This is a genomic window from Mesorhizobium sp. YL-MeA3-2017 (assembly GCF_030814575.1).
Classification (GTDB): Bacteria; Pseudomonadota; Alphaproteobacteria; order Rhizobiales; family Rhizobiaceae; genus Mesorhizobium; species Mesorhizobium terrae.
Window position 1 is genome coordinate 3,656,758 of record NZ_JAUSVH010000001.1, and the last position, 22,028, is coordinate 3,678,785.

At 65.2% G+C, this 22,028-nt stretch carries 22 protein-coding genes and 1 riboswitch; of the genes, 16 read left to right on the top strand and 6 right to left on the bottom strand.

From position 1 onward, the window contains the following. The first annotated feature begins 74 nt into the window (after positions 1–74). Together QFZ88_RS17470 and QFZ88_RS17475 are read left to right on the top strand one after the other, a co-directional pair. On the top strand, positions 75–992 hold the full coding sequence (locus QFZ88_RS17470; RefSeq protein ID WP_024927212.1) for an alpha/beta fold hydrolase: 918 nt from the start codon (positions 75–77) through the stop codon (positions 990–992). 194 nt (positions 993–1,186) lie between these two features. Beyond that, positions 1,187–1,564 carry a VOC family protein gene (locus QFZ88_RS17475; RefSeq protein ID WP_024927213.1) on the top strand — a complete coding sequence of 126 codons (378 nt, stop codon included), beginning with the start codon at positions 1,187–1,189 and terminating at the stop codon, positions 1,562–1,564. Between the two features lie 289 nt (positions 1,565–1,853). Here the strand turns inward: QFZ88_RS17475 and QFZ88_RS17480 are convergent, their stop codons facing one another. Beyond that, positions 1,854–2,585, bottom strand: coding sequence for a 16S rRNA (uracil(1498)-N(3))-methyltransferase (locus QFZ88_RS17480; protein WP_024927214.1), 732 nt, complete (start codon positions 2,583–2,585; stop codon positions 1,854–1,856). A 191-nt stretch (positions 2,586–2,776) separates the two neighbouring features. On the opposite strand from QFZ88_RS17480, the gene QFZ88_RS17485 reads away from it, so the two are divergent. Then, on the top strand, positions 2,777–3,172 hold the full coding sequence (locus QFZ88_RS17485; RefSeq protein ID WP_024927215.1) for a GFA family protein: 396 nt from the start codon (positions 2,777–2,779) through the stop codon (positions 3,170–3,172). A 3-nt stretch (positions 3,173–3,175) separates the two neighbouring features. Here the strand turns inward: QFZ88_RS17485 and QFZ88_RS17490 are convergent, their stop codons facing one another. Beyond that, complete coding sequence (locus QFZ88_RS17490) at positions 3,176–3,610, bottom strand: GFA family protein (RefSeq protein ID WP_024927216.1); 435 nt, start codon at positions 3,608–3,610, stop codon at positions 3,176–3,178. 175 nt (positions 3,611–3,785) lie between these two features. Between QFZ88_RS17490 and QFZ88_RS17495 the strand changes: the two genes are divergently transcribed. Together QFZ88_RS17495 and QFZ88_RS17500 are read left to right on the top strand one after the other, a co-directional pair. Next, entirely contained in the window at positions 3,786–4,163 is a 378-nt protein-coding gene (locus QFZ88_RS17495; protein ID WP_024927217.1) for a winged helix-turn-helix transcriptional regulator, read from the top strand. A 146-nt stretch (positions 4,164–4,309) separates the two neighbouring features. Beyond that, positions 4,310–5,755 (top strand): MFS transporter, encoded by a 1,446-nt coding sequence (locus tag QFZ88_RS17500; protein ID WP_024927218.1) that lies wholly within the window; start codon positions 4,310–4,312, stop codon positions 5,753–5,755. A gap of 93 nt (positions 5,756–5,848) precedes the next feature. Here the strand turns inward: QFZ88_RS17500 and QFZ88_RS17505 are convergent, their stop codons facing one another. After that, complete coding sequence (locus QFZ88_RS17505) at positions 5,849–6,508, bottom strand: hypothetical protein (RefSeq protein ID WP_024927219.1); 660 nt, start codon at positions 6,506–6,508, stop codon at positions 5,849–5,851. Positions 6,509–6,600: 92 nt separating this feature from the next. Here QFZ88_RS17505 and QFZ88_RS17510 point away from each other — a divergent pair, with 92 nt between their 5' ends. The 10 genes from QFZ88_RS17510 (at position 6,601) to QFZ88_RS17555 (ending at position 17,717) form a co-directional block, all read left to right on the top strand. Then, complete coding sequence (locus QFZ88_RS17510; RefSeq protein WP_307418831.1) at positions 6,601–7,296, top strand: type 1 glutamine amidotransferase; 696 nt, start codon at positions 6,601–6,603, stop codon at positions 7,294–7,296. Between the two features lie 292 nt (positions 7,297–7,588). Then, positions 7,589–7,729: a hypothetical protein gene (locus tag QFZ88_RS17515; RefSeq protein ID WP_162531498.1), complete on the top strand. Its 141-nt coding sequence runs from the start codon at positions 7,589–7,591 to the stop codon at positions 7,727–7,729. 209 nt (positions 7,730–7,938) lie between these two features. Continuing rightward, entirely contained in the window at positions 7,939–8,922 is a 984-nt protein-coding gene (locus tag QFZ88_RS17520; RefSeq protein ID WP_024927221.1) for an AraC family transcriptional regulator, read from the top strand. Positions 8,923–9,030: 108 nt separating this feature from the next. Further along, positions 9,031–12,126 carry an autotransporter outer membrane beta-barrel domain-containing protein gene (locus tag QFZ88_RS17525; RefSeq protein WP_150978924.1) on the top strand — a complete coding sequence of 1,032 codons (3,096 nt, stop codon included), beginning with the start codon at positions 9,031–9,033 and terminating at the stop codon, positions 12,124–12,126. A gap of 235 nt (positions 12,127–12,361) precedes the next feature. After that, a riboswitch (TPP riboswitch) is annotated at positions 12,362–12,472 on the top strand. A gap of 118 nt (positions 12,473–12,590) precedes the next feature. After that, positions 12,591–14,423, top strand: a complete 1,833-nt coding sequence (gene thiC / locus QFZ88_RS17530; RefSeq protein WP_024924631.1) for a phosphomethylpyrimidine synthase ThiC — start codon at positions 12,591–12,593, stop codon at positions 14,421–14,423. Continuing rightward, the gene (thiO, locus tag QFZ88_RS17535) at positions 14,420–15,409 is read left to right on the top strand and encodes a glycine oxidase ThiO (protein ID WP_024924632.1); all 990 of its coding nucleotides are present in this window, start codon (positions 14,420–14,422) and stop codon (positions 15,407–15,409) included. The genes thiC and thiO overlap by 4 nt, the downstream gene beginning before the upstream one ends. After that, complete coding sequence (gene thiS / locus QFZ88_RS17540) at positions 15,393–15,590, top strand: sulfur carrier protein ThiS (protein WP_024924633.1); 198 nt, start codon at positions 15,393–15,395, stop codon at positions 15,588–15,590. Before thiO ends, thiS begins: the two co-directional genes overlap by 17 nt. Before the next feature lie 2 nt (positions 15,591–15,592). Beyond that, the gene (locus QFZ88_RS17545) at positions 15,593–16,366 is read left to right on the top strand and encodes a thiazole synthase (RefSeq protein WP_024924634.1); all 774 of its coding nucleotides are present in this window, start codon (positions 15,593–15,595) and stop codon (positions 16,364–16,366) included. Then, the gene (locus QFZ88_RS17550) at positions 16,363–16,968 is read left to right on the top strand and encodes a thiamine phosphate synthase (protein ID WP_024924635.1); all 606 of its coding nucleotides are present in this window, start codon (positions 16,363–16,365) and stop codon (positions 16,966–16,968) included. The genes QFZ88_RS17545 and QFZ88_RS17550 overlap by 4 nt, the downstream gene beginning before the upstream one ends. After that, the gene (locus tag QFZ88_RS17555; RefSeq protein WP_024924636.1) at positions 16,959–17,717 is read left to right on the top strand and encodes a hydroxymethylpyrimidine/phosphomethylpyrimidine kinase; all 759 of its coding nucleotides are present in this window, start codon (positions 16,959–16,961) and stop codon (positions 17,715–17,717) included. Before QFZ88_RS17550 ends, QFZ88_RS17555 begins: the two co-directional genes overlap by 10 nt. Positions 17,718–17,719: 2 nt before the next feature. Here the strand turns inward: QFZ88_RS17555 and QFZ88_RS17560 are convergent, their stop codons facing one another. The 3 genes from QFZ88_RS17560 to QFZ88_RS17570 form a co-directional block, all read right to left on the bottom strand. After that, positions 17,720–18,415: a metallophosphoesterase family protein gene (locus tag QFZ88_RS17560; RefSeq protein ID WP_051504789.1), complete on the bottom strand. Its 696-nt coding sequence runs from the start codon at positions 18,413–18,415 to the stop codon at positions 17,720–17,722. A gap of 90 nt (positions 18,416–18,505) precedes the next feature. Continuing rightward, positions 18,506–19,642, bottom strand: coding sequence for an alpha-hydroxy acid oxidase (locus QFZ88_RS17565; RefSeq protein ID WP_024924638.1), 1,137 nt, complete (start codon positions 19,640–19,642; stop codon positions 18,506–18,508). Continuing rightward, positions 19,639–20,484 carry an FCD domain-containing protein gene (locus tag QFZ88_RS17570; protein ID WP_024924639.1) on the bottom strand — a complete coding sequence of 282 codons (846 nt, stop codon included), beginning with the start codon at positions 20,482–20,484 and terminating at the stop codon, positions 19,639–19,641. Before QFZ88_RS17570 ends, QFZ88_RS17565 begins: the two co-directional genes overlap by 4 nt. A gap of 202 nt (positions 20,485–20,686) precedes the next feature. Between QFZ88_RS17570 and QFZ88_RS17575 the strand changes: the two genes are divergently transcribed. Then, a complete protein-coding gene (locus QFZ88_RS17575; RefSeq protein ID WP_024924640.1) occupies positions 20,687–22,009 on the top strand; it encodes a DUF3422 family protein in 1,323 nt (440 codons plus the stop codon). The last annotated feature ends 19 nt before the right edge of the window (positions 22,010–22,028 follow it).

The window sequence follows — 22,028 nt, forward strand, 5'->3', positions numbered from 1 at the left end:
GACTAGTGAGTGTAACAACAAGCCGCTCCGGTCTATGCAGGATCCACGTATTTCGCGTCCCGAAAGGATCGGCAATGTCCATCATCGCGCCCGTCCAGGAAGCCCGGCCGCTGGAGATCGCCTGCGCCGACGGCGTCGTTCTAGGCGGTCATTTTTGGCAAAGGGTGCGCGGGGCGCCGGCCGGCACCGTCATTGTCAATCCGGCCACCGGCGTGCTCGCCCGTTACTATCATCATTACGCCCGCTTTCTCGCCGCCCACGGCTTCGATGTCGTCACCTACGATTATCGCGGCATCGGCGCCTCGCGTCCGGCGAGCCTCGGCGGCTGTGCCTATCGCTGGCGCGATTGGGGTGAGAAGGATTTCGAGGCGGCGCTGGCCTGGGTGCGGGCGCGGGACGCCTCGGCACCCGTCTTCGTTGTCGGCCACAGCGTCGGCGGCGCCTTGCCGGGGCTGGCGCGCGGCGCCTCGAATATTCGTCGCCTGCTCTCGGTCGGCGGCCAGTTCGGTTGCTGGCGTCACTACGCGCCGGCGCACCGCACGCGACTTTTCCTGAAATGGCATGTCGCCATGCCGGCGCTCACCGTACTGTGCGGCTATTTCCCCGGCCGTCGGCTCGGCTGGCTGGAGGATCTGCCGGCCGGCGTCGCCTATGAATGGAGTTTCCGCCGGTCGCGCCTCGAAGACAATTATCCGGAAGCGGAGCGTGAAATGATCCTCAGGCGCTTCGATGCGGTGACGGCGCCGATCCTTGCGGTCACCCTGTCCGACGACGCGATCGCCACCGTGCCGGCGATCCGCGCCGTGCTCGAGCGTTATCGCGGCGCGCAGCGCACACAGGTGCTGCTTGACCCGGCCGATCTCGGCCAGGATGCGGTCGGCCATTTCAGCCTGTTCCACAGCCGCCACGCCAATGGCTTCTGGCTGGATACGCTGTTGTGGCTGCGCGACGGCATCAATCCCTGGCCGGACAAGGAGGTCGTCGGAGATTGAGGCCTGTTTGCCGCTGCCCTGCACCGTTGCGGGCGAAAAAGAACGGAGTGTCTTCGATGCCTGTTTTCCTGAAGGCCGCGGCAGGATAGATTGCGTTTCGTGGGCACCGTCCTGCTGATCCAGACAACGAAGCGCGCTGCATCGACCGGCACCGTCCGGAGTGTGGAAGCGGCTTCGCAAGCAGAGGTTCCACGATGAACGATATCGCCGATCACGGCGTCCGCTTCGGACGCATTGCTCCCATGGTGCCCGTAAAGGACATCGGCAGGGCGCTCGATTTTTACACCAGGGTCCTCGGGTTCACGAAGACCTTCGAGAACGGCAATCCCGTCGGTTTCATAATCCTGGAGCGCGATCAGGGGGAACTGCATCTGACCCTGCAGCCAACCCACAAGGCTGCTGTTTTCAATGTCGCCCATCTGCTGGTCGACGACGTTGACGCTCTCCACGCCGTTTGCAAGCAGCACGGGGTGAGGATCATCAAGAGCCTGCAGGACAAGGACTACGGCTTGCGGGCTTTCGTGTTCGAGGACCCGGACGGAAACCGCATCGATGTCGGCCAGGTGATCTGAGGCGGGTCGCGCGGGCGATCGGCTCTTTCGGCCTCTCATGGGGCCGTCAACGACTTCGCTTCAGTCGAGGCCGGAAGCCTGAGGCCCCCTTTTCCCTTCTCCCCTTGTGGGAGAAGGTGGATCGGCGCTCTAGCGCCGAGACGGATGAGGGGTGTTGCAAGAAATGAGGCTGAGCAAACGGCTTCCGTGACACCATTCCCGAATGTGGAGCGGCGCACTCCGTCCAGCACCCCTCATCCGACCTCGCCTTCGGCTCGGCCACCTTCTCCCGCAAGGGGAGAAGGAGAAGCTACCAATCCCCTATCGCCGCCTGCATCACCGCAAGGGCCGCAACGGCGGCCGTGTCGGCGCGCAGGATGCGGGGTCCGAGCGGAATGGCGGTGACGAAGGGCAGCGCGCGCAGCAACCGGCGCTCGTCGTCGGAGAAGCCGCCCTCGGGGCCGACCAGCAGCGCCAGCTTTTTTTCCGAAATTTTCTGAAGTGCGGGCAGGGGATTGTTGGTCGAGGCGTCCTCGTCGCAGAACACCAGCCGCCGTTCCTTGTCCCAGTCGCCAAGCAGCCGCTCCAGCTTCTGCGCCTCGCGCACCTCAGGCACCGCCAGGATGCCGCATTGCTCGGCCGCCTCGACGGCATTGGCCTGCATGCGCTCGGCCGTGATCTTGCCTTGCGTGTGCTGGGTCATCACCGGCTGCAGGATGCCGGCGCCCATTTCGACCGCCTTCTGCACCAGATAGTCGAGCCGGCCGACCTTCAGCGGCGCGAAGCAGTAGACGAGGTCCGGCAGTGGCGGTTGCGGCCGCTGCAGTTCCCTGCCGGTCAGCCGCACCGCCTTCTTCGACTTCGCCGTGAGCGCCGCCGTCCATTCGCCGTCGCGACCGTTGAAGACCAGGATTTCCGCGCCTTCGGAAAGCCTCAGCACATGCATGAGATAATGGCTCTGCTGTGGGGTGGGCTCGAATTCGGCACCGGCGGAAAGGTCGTCGGGCACGAACAGCCGTTGCATTTTGTAGTTGGCGCGCATGGCCGAGCAATGCGGCAGCCGGCCCCCAAGGTCAAGCCACCGCCAGCGACGCCGCGACGTCGCTTTCGCCGCTGCCCGGCGGGCGCGGCGGCCATAGTCTCGGACGCTCGAGCACTTTGAATTTGCGCATCGTGCTTGCCGAAAACCGATTCCGGTTTTCGGGCCGATGCACAAGCGGAGGAGAGACGAGCATGACCGGCATATTGCGCGGCGGCTGCCTGTGCGGCGGCACCGCCTACGAATTGCGCGGCGAGCGGCGTCCGGTCGTAGCCTGTCATTGCGTGCAATGCCGCAAGACCTCCGGCCACTATGTGGCGGCAACCCAGGTCGCCGCCGACGAAGCCGTCATCACCGGCGACACACTGACCTGGTTCCGCTCGTCGGACATCGCCGAGCGCGGCTTCTGTTCGGTCTGCGGTTCCAACCTGTTCTGGCGCAAATTCGGCAGCGACCGGCTGTCGGTGTGGGCGGGCACCATCGACGGACCGACCGGCCTCAGGATGGAAAGCCAGCTCTATCCCGAATCCGCCGGCGATTATTACGATCTGCCGGACGTGCCCTCGATCGAGCAGGCGACGTTGAAATAGCGCTCAGTCGCTGATGCGCGTTGCCGGCCCTGGTTCGAACCAGTGGTGCTTGCGGCGGGCGCGGAACAAGGTCGCCGGTGGCGCGAAATCCGGTTCGGCAAAGCAGCCGACCGAAACCGAGACCGCGCCCGGCAGGCCCTCGCCGGTCATGAACACCAGCGCCCCGCAGGTCGGGCAGAAGGTCTGTTCCACCCAGCGCCCCGGACCGCCCGTTCGCCGCCAGCTGCGCCGCTCCCCTTCAATTTGCACCACCGCTTCGTCGACGAACACGGCCCGGTAGGAAAAGGCGGTGCCGGTTGCGCGCTGGCATTCCAGGCAGGCACAGGCGTAGACGCTGCGCGGCTCCCCGGAAACGGTGATGCCGAGCCCGCCGCAGCCGCATTGCGCGGTCCTGGTTTTGGTCTTTGCCGATTGTTCCGCTGGTTTCACACTGTCCATTCCTGCCGCCATCCCGTCAGGAGGTTTCGGGCCGGTCGCTTTCTGCGCCTTGCCGCAACGGGCCTGTGCCCGTACCTCTCGTTGAAGCTGATCGTGGTGATAGGTCGACCCCGGACCGAGGGTAAATTACGCACTTTGAAGTAAGTGCCGCCCCGGCTCGGAAGCGGAGGGAAACATGAAACGTCTCGATACCGACGAATGCGGTTTCGCTACCGCGCTGAATGCCATCGGCGGCAAATGGAAGCTGGAGATCCTGTGGGAGGTCACGCTTGCGCCGCGCCGGTTCGGCGCTTTGCGGCGGCTGTTGCCAGGCGTCAGCGAAAAGGTTCTGGCCCAGCAGCTTCGCGAGATGGAAGCCGATGGCCTGGTCTGGCGCCAGGTGTTTCCCGGTGCGGTGCAGAAGGTCGAATATTCGGTGACGGATGTCGGCCGCACCCTCAACGAGGCGGTCGGCGTGATGTCGGCCTGGGGCAAGGCGCAGGAGCGCCGCATGGTTCTGCACCCGGTCGTCGTCGCGGAAAAACCGCGTCCGCTGATCCGCCTGCGCGCATGAATGGCAGCCGCTTACCGCAAGGTAGGCGCTTACATTCCAGTCAGCGCTAACATCATTGTCAGTAATTGCATGTCGGCGCGGCATGCATAATTTCCGCCCCTCGACGCGATCGGCCAGTCGGCCGCGCACCATTCGAGGAGACAGTCATGTCCGACCAACAGCATCCCGCCGCCGGGCGGCCGGCCACCGCGCCCGACCCGAGGCGCTGGCAAGCGCTGGCGCTGCTCTGCGCAACCTATTTCATGGTCTGCCTGGACGGGCAGATCGTCATTCTGGCGCTGCCGTCGATCGAACGGCAACTGGGCTTCACCGTTGCCGGCGTTCAATGGGTGATGAGCGCCTATATGCTGACGCTGGGTGGCCTGCTTCTGCTCGGTGGCCGCATGGCGGACCTGCTCGGCCGGCGGCGCATGTTCATCGCCGGCACAGCCCTGTTCCTCGCCGCCTCGCTGCTTTGCGGCCTTGCCCGCGCGCCCGAGTTCCTGGTTGCGATGCGCATTCTCCAGGGCATCGCCGCGGCGATCATGACGCCGACTGCGCTGTCGATCCTGATGACCACGTTCGAGGAAGGGCATGAGCGCAACAAGGCGCTCGGCTTCTGGTCGGCAATGGGCGCGAGCGGCGCCACGGCGGCACTTGTCGTCGGCGGTCCGCTCAACGACTGGCTGGGCTGGCAGTGGGTTTTCTTCATCAATGTTCCCGTCTGCCTCGCCCTGCTGGCGTTCAGCCCGTTTCTGCTCAAGGAGAGCCGCGACACCTCGCATGGCCGCGGCTTCGACGTCGCGGGTGCGGTCACCGTCACGGCCGGGCTGATGGCGTTTGTCTATGCCATCGTCGAGGTGCCGCAACTGGGTTGGACCCATGTTAACACCCTTGCCGCCTTCGGCGCTTCGGCCTTGCTGCTTCTGCTGTTTGTGGTCATCGAGGCACGTTCAGCCTCGCCTTTGGTGCCGTTGCGCATCTTCCGTTCGGTGCGCCTGGTCGGCGGCAATCTGGTCGTGCTGCTCGCCGGCATGATCGTCTTCGGCATGATCCTGGTGCTGTCGCTCTATCTGCAGAAAGTGCTGGGTTATTCGGCGTTGCAAGTCGGCGTCAGCACGATGATCTATTCCGCTATCGCGATCGTCATGTCCTACTCTTCGGGACCGATCGCGAGCCGCATCGGCGCCCGCCCGCTCGCCGTCATCGCCATGGCATTGATGGCAGCGGGCTGCCTGTTGCTTGCCAGGGCAGGCGGCAACTACTGGATCGACATATTGCCCGGGCTCGTCATCTTCGGCCCCGGCATCGGCGCGGCGGTCGTGTCGGGTTCCATTGCCGCCCTGTCGGATGTCGCCGAGGGCGATTCCGGCCTGGCATCGGGCATCAACAGCGCGGCCTTCCAGCTCGGCGGTGCATTGGGCGTCGCGGTCGTGGCGACCGTCGCTGTGTCCTGGAGTGGCGGATCGGATACGGTCGCCGCCCTGACCACGGGCTACCAGGCCGGTTTCCTGGCCTGTGCCGTCCTGGCGGGGATCGGCGTGCTCGTTGCGCTGTTCCTGCCTGGCAAGGCACCGGCTGGCGCCGCGACCTCGGTCGTCCACCTGGGTTGAACAATCCCGGAAAAAGGTGAGCGGCCGATTTCCGTCTGGAATTGCGCCGAACAAGCAGAGCGGGTCGTCGTCTCGGCGAGGCGCTGATCCACTCTAAGCCGGCCCCGCGCTCGCGTGCCAGACGGGCGCGAAGCCGGCTTTCAGCACCGCGATCGTCGTTGGCGGCGTGATCAGCGCGAGCGACGTTCCGCCTCTTGTTGCCGTCTCGACGCCGACCGGCTTTTCGTACCCGGCAAAGCTCCAGCGTAGCAATTCGCCGCTGCGTACGGCAAAAGGCACGCCGCCGATGGCGACCATCGCGCCATCGGGCAGCTGTGCGGTTTCTTCGGCCCGGATCGACGGCAGCGGCTTGCGCGACGAGGCGAAACGCTCGTTATGCAGGCGCGCATCCACCTGCGGCGCGCGCGGCTCGGCGATGCCGAACGCCTGGCCGAACCGGCCGAGGAACTCGCTGGCCCGCGCCCGCTGGCAGAAGAAGCAGGGCCGGTGCCCGGCGGCGAGCGCGGTCGGCTCGTCGAGGAAGAACAGCTCGGTCCAGCCCGGTTTGCCACCCGGTCGGTTGCGCCCCATCGGCTCGCGCTTGCGGCCCTGATAGTCGCAGAGGCAAATGATCCAGGCCGGCAGCGCCCAGCGCTTGTTCAAGAGCGTCTTCGTCGCCGGATCGTGGATGATGCCGCGGTTGCCGGTGAACAGTCCGCGCTCGGCCACGGCATGGATGGCGCCGAAGGGATCGACCCGGTTCTGCAGTGGCATAGGCTTTTTCCCTCGCTGTCAGCCGCCGGCGCTTGGCCGGCACGATGCCGCCATGTTACCCCGTCGCGGGGTTCATTCCTGTCAGGATGGTCATGCGGGTCCTTGTCGTCGAGAATTATCAGAACACCGGCCTCGGCAATGTCGGCGCCGCCCTTGCCGAAGCCAAGGCCGAACTCGATGTCCGCCGGCCCTATCTTGGCGAGGAATTGCCCAGCGATGCCAGCCAGCACGACGCGCTGGTCATGTTCGGCGGCGGCCAGAATGCGCTGGCCGACGACACCCATCCCTATTTCCCGGCGTTGCACCTGATCCGCGATTTCGAAGCCAGGGATCGTTCCGTGCTCGGCATCTGCCTCGGCAGCCAGCTTCTGGCGCGCGCCTTCGGCGGCACCAACCAGGTTGGCGGCGCCACCGAATTCGGCTGGTGCGGTGTCACCCTCACCGAAGCGGCGAAATCGGATGCGGTGCTCGGCGCCATGCCGGTGGCTTTCCCGATCTTCCAGTGGCACGACGACACGTTCTCGCTGCCGCCGGGCGCCGTGCGCCTGGCCGGCAGCATGGTTGCCGAAAACCAGGCCTTCCGCCTCGGCCGCGCCGTCTACGCCTTCCAGTTCCATTTCGAGGCGGATCGCGCCGTGGTCAACCACTGGTCGACCGCCTTCGCCGAAACGGTTGCGGCGCGCTGGCCCGACTGGCCGCAACGGTTGGAGGCCGAGACCGCGCGCAACGGCGCGCTGGCCGACCAGTCGGGTCTTGCCATCGCACGCGCCTGGGTCGCCACGATCTAGCTCCAGTCCCGCCCGTCGAAGCGACCTTCCGTTGCGTTCGCGTGGCAAATTTGGCACGCCGGCTGAAAACCGCTGTGGACGGCGCTTTTCGTGCTTGGTCTGTGTCCGGCTCATTTCCTAGAAGGCGGCAGCTGGCTTGCCGGCGCGCTGTGCCACTGTGGCACAAGCGTCACACGGCCCGCAAAGAAGACGCGCAAGGCGTCCGAATTCGACGAGAATTTGAGACGAACTGTGAGTTTCAACACATTCGTAACCAGTCGGTCGCAGGACAATACAGAAGGCTCAACCAGAGATGACGTCCGTGAAAGCAGCGCTTCTGTCCTTTGTAATGCTGTCCGCCATTGTCGTATGCGGCCTGGGCATCTACGCGGCCGACGCCGCCAACAACCACATCGCCGTTGACGGCTATGGCGTGGTCTCCGCCTCGCACTGATCTTTTTGACAGCTGCCGTTCGCACCGGTTTCCAATGGCGCGAAACCGCCGGCATCTGCCGACGAGCGACCTTGTGGCGCTCGCGGATCGATCCGTCCCACCCTCGAAACTCGACGCCGCGCCTGTTCTGGCGCTAGGATGAGCCTGTCATCAGGGCTCGCGGCGACGCTTGCGTCGCCCGGCATGCGTCGACCGACCGGGGGAAAAGGTTGAACGCCGCGCATCTTTTGCAGTTCTCGTCCGAACGGCTGCCCGGACAAAAGCGCCTCGACGCCTGGCGTGAGGTGTTCAGCCGCGCCGTGCTGAAAAGCGACGTCACCCCCGTCAACCAGGACGAGCCATTCCACGCGCGGATGGCGTTGCAGCACTTGCCGGGCCTGTCGATCACCTGGGGCAGCAGCTCCAGCCTGCGCATAGAGCGCCCGCCCGGCCTCGTCGCCGATGGCGACGACGATCTTATCCTGATCCTGTCCCTGGCCGGGCAAGCGACGGGCCAACAATGCGGCAGGGAGTTGCAGCTTGAACCGGGCGGCGCGGTGCTTTGGGCGAACGGTGTCCCCGGCCGTTTCCGCTGCAGCCAGAACTATTCGCTCACCCAGTTGAAGCTGCCGGCGCGGGGGCTGCAGACTATGGTCCGCGATGTCGAGGGCGCCGTCATGCGCCCGTTGGATCGGCGCGGCAAGGCGCTGGCCGTGCTTGCCGGCTATGTCGCCGCCTTGCGCCTCACGCTGGACCGCACGGCGCCCGAGGCGCGGCTCATGTTCGCCACCCATATTCGTGACCTGGTGGCGCTGACCCTGGGCGCCGATGCCGATACCGCCGACCTGGCGCGCCGTCGCGGCCTGCGCGCCGCCCGGCTGGCTGCGGTCCGCGCCTATATCGCCGAAAACCTCACGCGTCCCGATCTCGGCGTGCGCCAGGTCGCGGCCAGGCAATCCATCAGCCCGCGCTACCTGCAGATGCTGTTCGATGCGGAAGGAACCACTTTTTCGGAATTCGTGCTCGAGCAACGCCTGGCGCGTATCCATCGCCTGTTGACCGACCCGCGCCTGGACAAGCTGCCCATCGGCGTCATCGCCCTCGATGCGGGCTTCGGCGATCTTTCCTATTTCAATCGTGTCTTTCGCCGCCGCTACGGCGCCACGCCGTCCGAGATCCGCGCCGCCGCCGCGCGGGAAAATAACGACGGCTAGTAGCACTTCGCCCCAGGCCGGATTTCGCTTCGCGCCAGCCCAAGCGCGCAGTCGGTGCTGCGATTATCGTCCGTCATCGATCGCGATTCAGCGGAGAGACGACTGCCGATGGGGGGATTTGACGCGCGATGGCCGCTGGGCCGGCTGGGCTTTGCCACCTGTGTCCTGTTGGCGGCCTGGCTCGGCCAGGCCGTGGCGCAAGCGGTCTGGAATGGAAGCACGTCCGCGAATTGGTTCGATGGGGCCAATTGGAATGGCGGCGCCGCACCCACCGCTCTCGACCCGGTGACCATCGATGTCGTGGCGCCCAACGGCACCGTCTTCAACGCACCGGGTTCTTCCATCGATATTCAGAGTTTGCTTGTCGGCCGATTGGCACAAGGTTCTCTGGAGATATCGGAGGGCGAACTTAAAGTCGCCGACTATGGGGCGATCGGCAGCCTGCCGGGGGCGAACGGGTCGGTGCGCGTCCGCGGCGCGAATTCGACCTTTGATGTCAACAACGGCCTTTACGTGGGCGAACTGGGTGTCGGCACGCTCACCGTCGAAGGTGGTGCCCGATTGCAAAATGAAGCAGCCGTGCTGGGCTACTTCGCCGGCGGGGTTGGTTTTGCAACGGTCAGCGGCGCCGGATCGATGTGGTTCAACGAAGACAATCTCACGATTGGTCAAAACGGCGAAGGACACCTTACCGTCGCCGATTCCGGTCAAGTCTTGACCAACAACAGTTCGACTATTGGTCGGCAGCTGGGTTCTCTGGGGCAGGTGACTGTGACCGGCGCAGGCTCATCTTGGCTCACAGACAACGAACTGCTCGTCGGTTCGCAAGGAACCGGGCGGCTATCTTTGGAAAATGGTGGCGTTGCTGTCAGTCTGACGGCTGTCGTTGGCGCGCAATCGACGTCGACCGGCTTCGTCAGGGTCGACGGCAGCGGCTCGGCATGGGCGGTCACCGAGGGCATTGGTCTCGGCTTCGCCGGCGCCGGGGAATTGGAGATAACCAATGGCGGCAAGGTCACGGCGGATTACCTTTTTTCGGGGTCGGAGAATGGGGCAAGCGGCCGGATCTTTGTCTCCGGTGCCGGATCGCTGCTGGAAACGGCTCATGGAATTGGCCTCGGTTATGGGGGGGCCGGGAGCCTGACCGTCGCGGACGGCGCCGTCGTCCGCTCAACCGGAGAGGAAACGATCATCGGCGTTGCGGTGGGCAGTGGTGGCGCCGCGATCGTCACGGGAGCCGGCTCGCTTTGGCAAAACAGTGCGTTGCTCGTCGGCAACTTCGGCAATGGTACGGTGACCGTCACCGACGGGGGGCGGATTGCCCTGGCTTCCGTCCTCGACATCGCCGTTAAGCCCGGTTCGAGCGGAGTTCTCAACATCGGTGCGGATAAAGGCGAGACGGCGATGGCACCGGGGTTTGTCGACGCTGCCCTCGGCATCGAGTTCGGCGACGGAACGGGCGAAATCAATTTCAACCACACCGCCTCGAACTATCTGTTTTCCCAATCGATCGTCGGCAATGGCTTGATCAACGTACTCGCCGGGCGAACGGTGCTCACCTCCGACGCAAGCCTTTTCACCGGTGAGACTGTGGTTCTGGGCGGCGCGCTTTCCGTTGACAGCAAGCTTGGCGGCACTCTCCTGGTCGGCACTGCCGGCCGGCTGGAAGGAGGAGGACAGGTCGGCTCCGTCACTGTTGCCGGCACCGTCGCGCCTGGCAATTCGATCGGGACGTTGAACGTGGCGGGCAACATCGCCTTCGATCCGGGCTCGACCTACGCGGTCGAAACCAATGCGGCCGGTCAGTCCGATCGCATCGCGGTGACCGGCACGGCGACGCTTGCCGGCGGTACCGTCTCGATTTCGGGCCCGCTCCAGCTTGGCCATCGCTACACCATCCTGACCGCCGGTGGCGGCGTTGCCGGCACCTTCGCCGGCCTGTCGGCTGCTACCAGTTCTCCGTTCCTGGCACCGGCGCTGGCCTACGATCCGAATTCCGCCTATCTCGATGTCGTCCGCAGCGGGCTCGCCTTCGCCTCGGTCGGCCAGACGCCGAACCAGATCGCCACGGCTTCGGCGCTGGACGGCATGAGCCTGGACAATCCCCTGATCGGCGCCGTCGCATCGCTGTCTATCGATCAGGCTCGTTCCGCCTTCGATGGCCTGTCGGGTGAGGTGCATGCCTCGACGGTGACGGCATTGATCGAAGATAGCCGCCTGATACGCGCGGCGATGAATGACCGGCTCCGTTCTGCCTTCGAGACGGTTGGTGCCGCGCCGCTGCCTTTGATGGGTTATGACGAAGCGGCGGGCGGCAATGCCGCGCTGGAGGCGACGGCTTCGATCGCGTCGGCGAGTCCAGCGACAGCATCGGCTGCCGAACGTTACGGCGTCTGGGGTTCGGCCTTCGGTTCATGGGGCTGGACCGACAGCGATGGCAATGCGGCAAAGCTGTCGCGCTCGACCGGCGGTTTTGTCACCGGCATCGACGGCCTCGTCACCGACGACTGGCGGCTCGGTTTCCTTGCCGGCTACAGCCATTCTTCGTTCAAGGTGGATGACAGACGGTCATCTGCCTCCAGCGACAACTATCATCTCGGCGCCTATGGCGGCACGCAATGGGGTGCGCTCTCCTTGCGCTCCGGCCTTGCCTACACCTGGAGCGACATCGACAGCGGTCGATCCGTGTCTTTCCCCGGTTTCACCGACGCGCTGTCGTCCAGCTATCGTACCGGCACCACGCAGATCTTCGGCGAACTCGGTTATGGCATGAAGGCCGGCAATCTCGCCTTCGAGCCCTTCGCCAACCTGGCTTACGTCAATGTCCACACCAATGCTTTCAGTGAGAAAGGCGGGGCGGCGGCGCTGACGGTCCGCAGCAGCTCCAACGCCATCACCTTCACCACCTTTGGCCTACGGGCATCTACCGACTTCGACCTCGGCGCGGTCAAGGCGACGGCGCGCGGCATGATCGGCTGGCGCCATGGTTTCGGCGATGTCACGCCCAATGTCACCCAGGCCTTCGCCGGCAGCAATGCCTTCACCATCGCCGGCGCGCCGATCGCACGCGAAAGCGCAGCACTCGAGGCGGGCTTCGACGTCGCGCTGACACCGACCACCACACTCGGCATCTCCTACCAGGGCCAGCTCGCCGCCAACGCCCGCGACCATGGCGTCAGGGCCGATTTGAATGTCAGGTTCTAGGACGATGGCCGGTGCCAAAACGCAGAACGCGAAACGTGCTGAAAAGCCGGTCGTTTGAACGGGAAAGGCCTTAAAATGCGCGCGAACGGACCCTTGTGAATTCGTTTCGCGGCGTCTGGCACCCGTTTTTCCGTAAGCTATTGATCCTGCACCACGAAGTTATTTGACTCTCGGCGCGCTTGCCGTCGCCTTTCCACATCCCTGTTGACAATCATGCGGCTTGTCGTTCACCCTTGAGGCTCACCAGGGGGGTCCCGACAAGGGGCTGAGATACTGCTGAACGCGCAGTGACCCGTTGAACCTGATCCAGTTCATACTGGCGTAGGGACGGTGGGAAGCTTCGCGGGCCGGCGTTTTTCGGCTTTGGCGGTCGGGCAGATGCCCGAACTCCCTTCAGCGAAGCATCACTTCCTCCTCATCGCATGGACTGGGTCTCCGTTGCATTCGAGCAAGGAGGCTCACTCATGAATATCCACACCCCGAAAGTCACCGTCGGCGCGTTGCCGGCGTCGCGCAAAATCTACAAACCGGGCACGCTTCACACCGGTCTGCGTGTGCCGATGCGCGAGATTTCCGTGCATCCGAGTGCCGGCGAACCGCCGGTCACCGTCTATGATTCCTCCGGTCCCTACACCGATGCCGGCGTCGAAACGAGCATCGAGCGCGGCCTGTCCAGGCTGCGCCAGGAATGGGTTGAGGCGCGCGGCGATGTCGAGCGTTACGAGGGCCGGCTGATCAGGCCGGAAGACAACGGCTTCGTCTCCGGCGATCGGCTGACGCCGGAGTTTCCGGTGCGAAACCAGCCACTTAGAGCGAAAGCGGGACGCGCCGTCACCCAGCTTGCCTATGCCCGCGCCGGCATCGTCACGCCGGAAATGGAGTTCGTCGCCATCCGCGAAAATCTCGGCCGCGAGGCGCTGCGCGTCAGGTTGGAACGCGACGGCGAAAGTTTCGGCGCGGCGATTCCGGACTATGTCACGCCGGAATTCGTGCGCGACGAAGTGGCGCTCGGCCGCGCCATCATCCCCGCCAACATCAATCACCCCGAGAGCGAGCCGATGATCATCGGCCGCAATTTCCTGGTCAAGATCAACGCCAACATCGGCAACTCCGCCGTCACCTCGTCCATGGCCGAGGAGGTGGAAAAGATGGTCTGGGCGATCCGCTGGGGCGCCGATACGGTCATGGACCTGTCGACCGGCCGCAACATCCACAACATCCGCGACTGGATCATCCGCAACGCGCCGGTGCCGATCGGCACGGTGCCGCTTTACCAGGCGCTGGAGAAGGTCGGCGGCGTCGCCGAGGACCTGTCCTGGGAGGTGTTCCGCGACACGCTGGTCGAACAGGCCGAGCAGGGCGTCGACTATTTCACCATCCACGCCGGCGTGCGGCTGCCCTACATCCCGCTCACCGTCGATCGCGTCACCGGCATCGTCAGCCGTGGCGGCTCGATCATGGCCAAATGGTGCCTCTACCATCACCGGGAAAGCTTCCTCTACGAGCATTTCGAGGAGATCTGCGACATCTGCCGCGCCTACGACGTGTCGTTCTCGCTGGGCGACGGTCTGCGCCCGGGCTCGATCGCCGATGCCAACGATGCCGCGCAATTCGCCGAGCTGGAGACGCTGGGCGAGCTGACGAAAATCGCCTGGGCGAAGGACTGCCAGGTGATGATCGAAGGGCCCGGCCATGTGCCGATGCACAAGATCAAGGCCAATATGGACAAGCAGCTCGCAGTCTGCGGCGAGGCGCCGTTCTACACGCTTGGGCCACTCACCACCGACATCGCGCCGGGCTACGACCACATCACCAGCGGCATCGGCGCCGCCATGATCGGCTGGTTTGGCACGGCCATGCTCTGCTACGTCACGCCCAAGGAACATCTCGGCCTGCCAGACCGCAACGACGTCAAGATCGGCGTCATCACCTACAAGATCGCCGCGCACGCCGCCGATCTCGCCAAGGGCCATCCGGCGGCCAAGGTGAGGGACGACGCGCTATCGCGGGCACGTTTCGAGTTCCGCTGGGAGGACCAGTTCAACCTGTCGCTGGACCCCGACACCGCGCGCGCCTTCCACGACGAGACCTTGCCCAAGGAGGCGCACAAGGTGGCGCATTTCTGCTCCATGTGCGGGCCGAAATTCTGCTCGATGCGCATCTCGCACGACATCCGCGCTGAGGCACAAAAGGAAGGCCTGGCGGCCATGGCGGAAAAATTCCGTATTGGCGGCGAGCTTTACATGCCTCTCGATCAGGCCGAGGTCGCCGAAACGGAACCGGCGAACCGGCCATGAAAGTGCTGGTCCGCGGCGCCGGCGTCGCCGGGTTGACGCTGGCGCATGAACTGGCGTTACGCGGCGCCAGCGTGATCGTGGTCGAACGGCGCCGGGCCATTGCCGGCAGCGCCTCCTGGCAGGCCGGCGGCATGCTGGCGCCGTGGTGCGAGCGCGAAAGCGCCGAGGAGCCGGTGCTGACATTGGGGAAGGGCGCGGCCGACTGGTGGGATGCCGCGCTGCCCGGCCATGTCGTGCGCACCGGCACGCTGGTGGTGGCGCCTGCGCGGGACACGGTGGAACTCGATCGTTTCGTGCAGCGCACCAGCGGCTTCTCCGTCGTCGATGGGGATGCGATCGCCGCGCTCGAACCCGATCTCGCCGGTCGGTTTCGGCGCGGACTGCTCTTCGCCGGCGAAGCCCATCTCGATCCGCGCAAGGCCCTGGTGGCGCTAACCGGAAAACTGGTCGGCATGGGCGTACGCTTCGAGTTCGGCTACGGCGCGGTGCTAGCGCCCGGCGCCTTCGATTTCGAGGCGGATTGTACGGGCATGGGCTCATCCGCGTCTGGTCTGCGCGGCGTGCGTGGCGAGATGCTTTTGCTGCGCACGCGCGACGTTGCGTTGGCGCGCCCGGTGCGGCTGCTGCATCCACGCTTTCCGGTTTATGTGGTTCCGCGTGCGGATCACATGTTCATGGTCGGCGCAACGATGGTCGAGAGCGCCGCCGACGGGCCCGTCAGCGCGCGCTCGACCATGGAATTGCTGGGCGCCGCCTATGCGCTGCATCCGGCCTTTGGCGAGGCAGAGTTGGTCGAGGCCGGCGCGGGCGTGCGTCCGGCCTTCGCCGATAATCTGCCGCGTGTCAGCCGCGACGGAAACCGCGTGAGCATCAACGGGCTCTACCGCCACGGCTTCCTGCTGGCGCCGGCGATGGCCAAGCAAGCCGCCGACGTGATCCTGGACAATCCGACAGCAAGGGAGCTCGTCCATGAAGCTCACCGTTAATGGCGAGACCCACGAGGTTACCGCCGTCACGCTCGCGGGGCTGCTTGCCGAACTCGACTATGAGGGTGGCTGGCTCGCCACCGCGCTCAATGGCGAGGTAGTACCTGCCAGGGAGCGCTCCGGTTGCCGGCTCGCCGAGGGCGACCGCATCGAAATCCTGTCACCGATGAAGGGAGGCTGACCATGTTGAAACTCTATGACGCGGAAGTCTCGTCCCGCCTGCTGCTCGGTACCGCGCTTTATCCGTCGCCGTCGATCATGGCCGGGGCGGTCAAGGCGTCAGGCACGCAGGTGGTCACCGTGTCGTTGCGGCGCGAAGCGGCGGGCGGCAAGTCGGGCGGGCAATTCTGGGAGCTGATCCAGGCGCTCGGCGCCCGCGTCTTGCCCAACACCGCCGGCTGCCACTCCGTCAAGGAAGCCATCACCACCGCGCGGATGGCGCGCGACGTGTTCGGCACCAGCTGGATCAAACTCGAAATCATCGGCAATCACGACACGCTGCAGCCGGATGTGTTCGGCCTGGTCGAAGCGGCGCGTATCCTGGTTCAGGAAGGTTTCGAGGTGTTCCCTTACACCACCGATGACCTTGTCGTCGCCGAGCGCCTGCTGGAGGCCGGCTGCAAATTGCTGATGCCGTGGTGCGCGCCGATCGGCTCGGCGCGTGGCCCGCAGAATATTGACACCTTGCGTTCGCTGCGCGGGCATTTTCCCGATGTTCCCTTGATCGTCGATGCCGGCATCGGTCGTCCTTCCCACGCTGCAGCGGTGATGGAGCTCGGCTACGACGCGGTGCTGCTCAACACGGCGGTGGCCAAGGCTGGCGACCCGGTTGCCATGGCAAGAGCCTTCGCCAAAGCCGTCGAGGCAGGACGCGAGGCATTACTCGCTGGCCTGCTCGAACCGCGCGATATGGCGGTTCCATCCACTCCCGTTATCGGCATGGCGGTCTTCTCATGAAACTCGACCCGTTCTACCTCATCGTTCCCTCCGCCACCTGGATTGAGCGGCTGGTGCCGCTCGGCGTGAAGCTGGTTCAGCTGCGCGTCAAGGAAGGAACCGAGCCGTCGCTGCGCGGCGAAATCCGCGCCGCCAGGGCCGTCTGCGAACGCCACGATTGCCAGCTCATCGTCAACGACCACTGGCGGCTTGCCATCGACGAGGGCTGCGACTTCATTCACCTCGGCCAGGAAGATCTGGCGGACGCGGATGTTGCTGCGATCCGCCGCGCCGGGCTGAAGCTGGGCCTCAGCACCCATGACCATGACGAGCTGGAAACGGCACTCGCCGCCGAGCCGGACTATGTCGCGCTGGGGCCGGTCTATCCGACCATCCTGAAGGCGATGAAATGGGCGCCGCAGGGGCTTGATCGCATCGCGGAATGGAAGCGCCGCGCGGGCAGGTTGCCGCTGGTTGCCATTGGCGGGCTGAACGTCGCGCGTATCGACGGCGTCTTTGCGCAAGGCGCCGACAGCGCGGCGGTGGTGACCGATATCACGCTGAACGCCGACCCCGAGGCGCGCACGCGCGAATGGCTTGCGGCGACGGCGCGATGGCGATGAGTGTCGAGAAGCATGTGCTGATCGTCGCCGGTTCGGATTCGAGCGGCGGTGCCGGCATCGCCCGCGATGTCGAGACCGTCTCGGCTTTCGGCCTGCGTTCCTGTCTCGCGGTGACGGCGGTGACCGTGCAGACGCATCACGCCGTCGAGCGGGTGGAACAGATGCCGCCCGATCTCATCGCCGCGCAGATGCGGGCGGCTTTCGCCGCCAATGCGATCGTCGCGGTCAAGATCGGCATGCTGGGCACCGTCGATGCCATAAATGCGGTCGCCTCCGTGCTTGCCAGCCGGCCGCCATTGCCCGTGGTGCTCGATCCGGTGCTGGCATCGAGTTCGGGACGCGCCTTGCTGGCGGCCGATGCGGTCGCTTGTCTCAAGCGCAAGCTGATGCCGCTGTGCAGTCTCGTGACGCCCAATCTGCCGGAACTCGCCTTGCTGAGTGGCGTTTCACTGACGACGAATGAAGGCGAGATCATCCATCACGCCCGGGAACTGGCGGAGGCCGGCGGACCTGCCTTATTGGTCAAGGGCGGCCATGCCGATGGCGATCGCTCGGCCGATCTGCTGGTCCGCATTGGCCGGCAGCCCTTGCCGTTCGAGGCGCCACGCCTCGATGTCCAGATGCGTGGCACCGGCTGCATGCTGGCCAGCGCGATCGCCGCCCGCCTCGGCCTCGGCGACGATCTTGAGACGGCTGTGGCCAGGGGCAAGGACCATGTCTTCGACAAACTAAGCCGGGCGCGGCGCTAACCTTATCCCGTCGCGGTCAGGACCCGTTTTTCTACGCCGTCGACGACGAGCGCCGTCAGAATGCCCGTCTGCCAGGCGCCGGTATCGACATTGACGCGGTTGGGCATCAGCTCGGCTTCCGGCTGCGGTGTATGGCCGTGCACGATGATCTTTTCGTAGAGCCCCGGATGATTGTGGAAGGCGGTGCGGATCCAGATCAGATCGTCATGGGCCTGTCGTTCCAACGCGATGCCCGGCCTTACGCCGGCATGGCAGAAGAAGAAATCGCCGAATGAGGCCGAATAAGGTAGTTCGTGCAGGAACCGCCTCTGTTCGGGCGACACGGCACGGACCAGATCTTTCCAGCCTTGCTCGACCGAGGCCGGGTCGCTGAAGTCGATGGCGACGCCATAGGACAGCGCAGTCTCGCGGCCGCCATAACGCGCGAACAAGCCTTCCGCGTCGGGCATGGCAAGAAAATCGAGGAAACCGATGTCGTGGTTGCCGGCAAGTGCGATCATGCGCGGGTCGCGCTGCTGCGCGGCGATCAGGAAATCGATCACACCCTTCGAATCCGGGCCGCGGTCGACATAGTCGCCGAGATGGACGATGCGCCAGTCGGCGGGCCGGTCGCGCTCGAGTTCGGCTGCGATGCGTTCGTGCATGGCGGTGAGCAGGTCAAGCCGCCCGTGCACGTCGCCGATGGCGTAGAGGCGCATGCCGTCCGGTGCGCGGGCGTCGAGGAAATGAATGCCTTCGGTCAAAAAAGGAGATGCTTTCAAATCGAGTGGGTGTCTGGAATGGCGAGCTTAGCGGTGAAGCATGTCCCTGCTGGCATCCTTGATATCGCGCTTGCCGCAAAGCGCCAGCGTCATATCCAGCTCCTTGCGGATGATTTCAAGAGCCTGGGTCACGCCCGCCTTGCCGGCGGCGCCCAACCCGTAGAGGAACGGCCTGCCGATATAGGTGCCCTTGGCGCCGAGGCAGAGCGCCTTCAGCACATCCTGACCCGAGCGGATGCCGCCATCCATATGCACCTCGATCTGGTCGCCGACGGCATCGACGATCTTTTCCAGGACGGAGATGGAGGATGGGGCGCCATCGAGCTGCCGGCCGCCATGGTTGGAAACGATGATGGCGTCGGCGCCGGTCTTGGCGGCGAGGATGGCATCTTCCTTGTCGAGGATGCCTTTCAGGATCAGCTTGCCGCCCCAACGCTGCCTGATCCATTCGACGTCGGCCCAGGACAGGCGCGGATCGAACTGCTCGTGGGTCCACGATATCAGCGAGGAGAGGTCGCCGACGCCCTTGGCGTGGCCGGCGATGTTGCGGAAGGTGCGGCGCTTGGTGCGCAGCATGCCCAGGCACCAGCCTGGCCGGATCGCCATGTCGATTATGTTGGGCAGCGTCATCTTGGGCGGCGCCGACAGACCGTTGCGCAGATCCTTGTGGCGCTGGGCGAGGATCTGCAGGTCGAGCGTCAGAACCAGCGCCGAACATTTCGCCGCCTTGGCGCGGTCGATCAGATTGAGCACGAAATCCTTGTCGCGCATGACATAGAGCTGGAACCAGAACGGCTTCTTCGTCACCGAGGCGACATCCTCGATCGAGCAGATGCTCATGGTCGACAGCGTGAACGGCACGCCGAATTCTTCCGCCGCCTGCGCCGCCAGCATCTCGCCGTCGGCATGCTGCATGCCGGTCGAGCCCGTCGGCGCCAACGCCACCGGCATCGACACAGCCTCACCGATCATGGTCGAGGCGAGCGAGCGGTTGTCCATGTCGACCAGCACACGCTGGCGCAGTTTGATCTTGCCGAAATCCTCCTCGTTGGCTCGGTAGGTGCTCTCCGTCCACGAGCCTGAATCGGCATAATCGAAGAACATCTTCGGCACGCGCCGCCGCGCCTGCTGCTTGAGGTCGTCGATGGTGAGAAGCATGCTCATGGGGTCGTCTTTCCGCTTTCGCGCGTTGCCGCGCCCGTCTCGTTCTGGCCGCGCCTGCGGGCGGTCTCCTGCTCGCCGGCGCGCTGTTTCAATCTGAGCCGCGACACGCGTTGCCAATCGCCGCTGCGTTCGGCCTGCGCCATGGCGCGCTCGACATAGGTGATGTGGTCCATCGCCGCCTTGCGCGCGGCGGCGGGGTCGCCGGCTTTCACGGCCGCATGGATGGCGCGGTGCTGGGCAAGCAGATCCTCGCGGGCGCCGGGCAGGGTGAACACCAGCAGCCGGTTCTGGAAAACACCGTCGGAGAGCAGCCGGTAACAGGAGCGCAGCGTGTGCAACAGGATGATGTTGTGTGCGCATTCGCCGACCGCGTTGTGGAACTCGACGTCGATATCGGCTTCGTGCTGGAAGTCGCCGGACCCATGCGCCTCCTCCATGCGCGCCATGATGCGATCGAGCAGCGCGAGGTCGTCGGGCGTGGCGCGCCGTGCGGCGTACTCGGCGGCGACGCCTTCGATCTCGCGGCGGTATTCGAGGTAGTCCGCCGCCGCCTTGCGATGCGTCGAGATCAACTCCATCACCGGCTTGGAGAAAACCTGGCCGATGACGTCGGCGACATGGGTGCCGCCGCCATGCCGGGTGGTGAGCAGGCCCCGCATCTCCAGCGCTTTCAACGCATCGCGCAGGATCGGCCGCGACACTTCGAACTGCCGCGCGAGGTCACGCTCTCCCGGCAACCGGTCGCCCGGGCGCAGCACGCCTTCCAGGATCAAGGCCTCGATCTGCCCCACCACTTCGTCGGCGGTGCGCGAATGATCGATCCGGGAGAAGATGTCGCTCAAGGAAATGCCCGAGAAAAAGCCTTTGCCGCGCAGAATAGGAGCATTCAAGCCAACTGGTCAATTAATCTAGCCAATTTATGGCATTCACGCAAACGCTTGCCGTGGCGGCGCCGTCCGCTCGCCCTGGCACTTTTCGTTGCCTAAGGCCGCGATTGCCCCTAGAGCACCATGAAAGATAGGGTCCTGACCCTGGGGGACTGCCGTGTCGGACGATCCGTCCAATCTCGAATTCAGGCCGCGCGCCATCGGCAGCGTCCTGGGGTTTCCCGCGCATGAAGGCCGTCCCAGCGCACTCGGCGAGGTTCACGCCCGCCCGCACCCGCTGGTCGAAACACCGCGCGTTCTCCTGCAGCTCTCCTTCATGACCGAGGGTGGCACCAGCGTCGACCACGCCGTGCTTTCGGAATTGTCGCGCCGTCTGGGCATCGCGGCGCCCGGCAGCCAGGCGCGCCACCATGCCATGAAATGGGGCAAGGGTTCGCTGCGCTGGGAACGGCACACCGAGTTCTCGACCTATCTGTGGGAAGGTCCGCTCGACGAGACCGGCCGCTCGCATGAGGACACGCCCTTCGGTAACGGCTTTTCGCCGCCCGGCACGGTGATTTCCGGCATCCGGCTGGAAATCCGCAACTGGACCGCGGCCAACGAAAAGCTGGTCGATGAATTCGATCCGGCCAGCCTGTGCTTCTCGCTGGTCGAACGCGGCGCGGCTGCCATCGTCACCGACTTCCGCCAGGACGGCGACGGGTTGACCCGCATCCTTGTGCTCAACCGCGCGCTGACCCCGGCCAGCACCGGTGCTTTGTCGCAGCGCCTGCTCGACATTGAAACCTACAGGACGCTGGCCATGCTCGGCCTGCCTTTGGCGTTGTCGCTGTCGGCGCGCGTGCGTCGCATCGAGGACCGGCTGGCAATCATCACGCGCGAGATGAAGGTTTCCGAAACGCGGGACAGCCAGACCCTGTTGGCGGACCTCACCGAACTGGCGGCGGAACTGGAAGCCGACGCGGCCTCCAGCCTCTACCGCTTCGGCGCCAGCCGCGCCTATGACGGCATCGTGGGCGAGCGGCTCGAAGCGCTCGACGAGGAAGTGGTGCCCGGTTACGACACCTGGGGCGGGTTCCTGCAGCGCCGCGTTGCGCCGGCCATGCGCACCTGCCGCTCGGTCGAGGAACGCCAGGCCAATCTGTCGCGCAAGCTCACACGCGCCACCACGCTTCTGCGCACCTGGGTCGATGTCGAGGTGGAAAGGCAGAACCGCGACTTGCTCGCCTCAATGAACAACCGCGCCCGGCTGCAACTGCGCCTGCAGCAGACCGTGGAAGGCCTGTCGGTGGCGGCCGTCTCTTACTATGTCGTCGGGCTGATCGGCTATCTCGCCAAGGGTGCATCCTTCTTCGGTCACGCCTTCGCGCCCGAGGTGGTCACCGCCGCCTCGGTGCCGGTCGCGATCCTTCTGGTGTGGTGGGGCGTGCGTCGCGTGCAGCGCCTGCATGGCGAGCCGGCGAGCCACGCCGGCGAATAGTGCGTCTCGATTCCGGTCC

What these genes read in the sequence shown, in the direction of transcription:
- QFZ88_RS17470 (WP_024927212.1), top strand. Translation starts at nt 75, where the DNA reads ATGTCCATCATCGCGCCCGTCCAGGAAGCCCGGCCGCTGGAGATCGCC.
- QFZ88_RS17475 (WP_024927213.1), top strand. Translation starts at nt 1,187, where the DNA reads ATGAACGATATCGCCGATCACGGCGTCCGCTTCGGACGCATTGCTCCC.
- QFZ88_RS17480 (WP_024927214.1), bottom strand. Translation starts at nt 2,585, where the DNA reads ATGCGCGCCAACTACAAAATGCAACGGCTGTTCGTGCCCGACGACCTT.
- QFZ88_RS17485 (WP_024927215.1), top strand. Translation starts at nt 2,777, where the DNA reads ATGACCGGCATATTGCGCGGCGGCTGCCTGTGCGGCGGCACCGCCTAC.
- QFZ88_RS17490 (WP_024927216.1), bottom strand. Translation starts at nt 3,610, where the DNA reads ATGGACAGTGTGAAACCAGCGGAACAATCGGCAAAGACCAAAACCAGG.
- QFZ88_RS17495 (WP_024927217.1), top strand. Translation starts at nt 3,786, where the DNA reads ATGAAACGTCTCGATACCGACGAATGCGGTTTCGCTACCGCGCTGAAT.
- QFZ88_RS17500 (WP_024927218.1), top strand. Translation starts at nt 4,310, where the DNA reads ATGTCCGACCAACAGCATCCCGCCGCCGGGCGGCCGGCCACCGCGCCC.
- QFZ88_RS17505 (WP_024927219.1), bottom strand. Translation starts at nt 6,508, where the DNA reads ATGCCACTGCAGAACCGGGTCGATCCCTTCGGCGCCATCCATGCCGTG.
- QFZ88_RS17510 (WP_307418831.1), top strand. Translation starts at nt 6,601, where the DNA reads ATGCGGGTCCTTGTCGTCGAGAATTATCAGAACACCGGCCTCGGCAAT.
- QFZ88_RS17515 (WP_162531498.1), top strand. Translation starts at nt 7,589, where the DNA reads ATGACGTCCGTGAAAGCAGCGCTTCTGTCCTTTGTAATGCTGTCCGCC.
- QFZ88_RS17525 (WP_150978924.1), top strand. Translation starts at nt 9,031, where the DNA reads ATGGGGGGATTTGACGCGCGATGGCCGCTGGGCCGGCTGGGCTTTGCC.
- thiC (WP_024924631.1), top strand. Translation starts at nt 12,591, where the DNA reads ATGAATATCCACACCCCGAAAGTCACCGTCGGCGCGTTGCCGGCGTCG.
- thiO (WP_024924632.1), top strand. Translation starts at nt 14,420, where the DNA reads ATGAAAGTGCTGGTCCGCGGCGCCGGCGTCGCCGGGTTGACGCTGGCG.
- thiS (WP_024924633.1), top strand. Translation starts at nt 15,393, where the DNA reads ATGAAGCTCACCGTTAATGGCGAGACCCACGAGGTTACCGCCGTCACG.
- QFZ88_RS17545 (WP_024924634.1), top strand. Translation starts at nt 15,593, where the DNA reads ATGTTGAAACTCTATGACGCGGAAGTCTCGTCCCGCCTGCTGCTCGGT.
- QFZ88_RS17550 (WP_024924635.1), top strand. Translation starts at nt 16,363, where the DNA reads ATGAAACTCGACCCGTTCTACCTCATCGTTCCCTCCGCCACCTGGATT.
- QFZ88_RS17555 (WP_024924636.1), top strand. Translation starts at nt 16,959, where the DNA reads ATGGCGATGAGTGTCGAGAAGCATGTGCTGATCGTCGCCGGTTCGGAT.
- QFZ88_RS17560 (WP_051504789.1), bottom strand. Translation starts at nt 18,415, where the DNA reads ATGCGCCTCTACGCCATCGGCGACGTGCACGGGCGGCTTGACCTGCTC.
- QFZ88_RS17565 (WP_024924638.1), bottom strand. Translation starts at nt 19,642, where the DNA reads ATGAGCATGCTTCTCACCATCGACGACCTCAAGCAGCAGGCGCGGCGG.